The organism is Pseudomonas sp. BS-2016 (assembly GCF_001806145.1).
GTDB classification, from domain to species: domain Bacteria; phylum Pseudomonadota; class Gammaproteobacteria; order Pseudomonadales; family Pseudomonadaceae; genus Aquipseudomonas; species Aquipseudomonas lundensis.
Map to the genome: position 1 here is coordinate 1 of NZ_MLCT01000176.1, position 1,657 is coordinate 1,657.

General features: G+C 62.0%; 1 protein-coding gene and 1 pseudogene. One reads left to right on the forward strand and one right to left on the reverse strand.

Annotation, left to right across the window (positions count from 1 at the left end; translation table 11 throughout):
* Window positions 1–90 (forward strand): annotated as a pseudogene (locus BKD70_RS23480) (AsnC family transcriptional regulator); the annotation flags it as partial.
* Between the two features lie 127 nt (window positions 91–217).
* On the opposite strand, the gene BKD70_RS23485 reads toward BKD70_RS23480, so the two are convergent.
* Window positions 218–1,585: an inorganic triphosphatase gene (locus BKD70_RS23485; RefSeq protein WP_020301821.1), complete on the reverse strand. Its 1,368-nt coding sequence runs from the start codon at window positions 1,583–1,585 to the stop codon at window positions 218–220.
* Window positions 1,586–1,657: the final 72 nt, after the last annotated feature.

Sequence of the window (1,657 nt, forward strand, 5' to 3'; positions counted from 1 at the left end):
TTGTCGATGGTGCCGGGGATTCAGGAGGTCAACTCGATTGTGGCGCTGTCGGAGATCAAGTCCACCACCAGCCTGCCAGTATTGCGCTGACAGGCATGCCATTGACTGTAGGAGCGAGCTTGCTCGCGAAGATCGTTAACGATAACGCGGGAAGCCTGGCTCCCCACATCGCTCTCGGGTTTTTCGCGAGCAAGCTCGCTCCTACAGGTAGAGTGACTTACAGGCGCAGAAGGGTCTTCCAGGCACGATTCTGATAAACCGCAATCGCCTGGTGCATACGCGCATCCAGCGACTCATCGGTAATCGGCTGGTTGGCCAGGTGCGCCAGCTTGTTCAGCTCGCCGTACAAACGGTCCAGCTCAGGAATGTCCACCACATGGCGCGCATGGTGCAGCCAGGCCTGGATGCGTTCGATACGCGGCAGTTGCTCGGCCAGGTCTTCCGGCTGTTGCTGGTAGCGCTGCAGTTGCAGGGCGACAGCGTCGTCGGCCAACAGGCGTGGCAGCCAGTTGGTAATTTGCGCAGCGCCCTGGCGGTTGCCGCGCACGTTACGTTCGGCCGTCCAGGTGCGAGCCAGCAGCCAGCGCGAGAGGTTGAGTGAGAACAGGCCCCAGCGCACGTCTTGCAGCTCTTCGATGAACTGTTCCGGCGCGGCTTTGCGAATGTCTTCATCGTCGTCACCGGCCTGGACCAGCGGGCGCCAGTCTTCCAGCAACGCATCCAAGGCGCTGCGCAGTTCGCTGGTGGATTGGCGCGGCGCGGCCTGGCCGAGGCTGCCGATCAGGGCGCGCAACTCGCCGAGGTTCTCGACCCAGTCCTGCAACAGGCGCCAGTGGCCATTGAAGCGGTATTGCTCAGCCAGGCGCTGGCTGCTGCCCAGCAGGTGCCACAAGATCGCGGCGAAGGCGTCGTCCAATGGCATTTCGGCGTGGATCTGTGGCGCCGGCAGGCTCAGGGAATAGCTACTGGCGTCATACAGGCGATAGCCGCGTTCGGCCTTGCTGATGTCGCACGGCATCAGGGCCAGGGTTGCAGCCAGCTCGGCGGCCAGTTCCAGCAGGGCCGCCGGTTCGCCTTCGCGCAGTTCCAGTTCCAGCTCGCAGATTTCTTCTTTCTGCTTGCCGACCACCACATGGCCCAGGTCCAGGGCGGCTTCGATCACCACCTTGGCCTTGCCACGGCCCCAGGCGATTTCGGCGCGTTCACGCACGAAGTCGGTGGTGAAGATCGGCTTGAGAGTCTTTTTGTCCAGCTCGGCCAGTTGCTCGGGCCAGCACTCGCCATCGAGTTTCTTCACATCGAGCTTGGCTTTGGGCAGGTCCCAGTTGTATTCGTTGCGTTCCGACAAGCCGGCGACGCTTTGGCCGCGGGTCTTGAGGGTCTGGATGATGTCGTCACCGTCCTTGCGCAGGCGCAGGGCAACCTTGGCCTGGGCCAGGTCACGCTCGGGGGTGTCGAAGTACTGGTTCATCAACTCACGGCGTTCCCAGCCACTTTTGTTGCGTTTTTTCAGTAACGGGTGCTCACGCAGCGCGGCGAGTGTTTCGCGGCTGACGCGTAGCTTGATTTCGGTTTCTTTCTGCATGGCCGGAAAATCCAGGATCGGGAGCGCAGCCGGGGAAAAGTGTGGCTGCCATGGTCGTGCAGTGTACAGGAC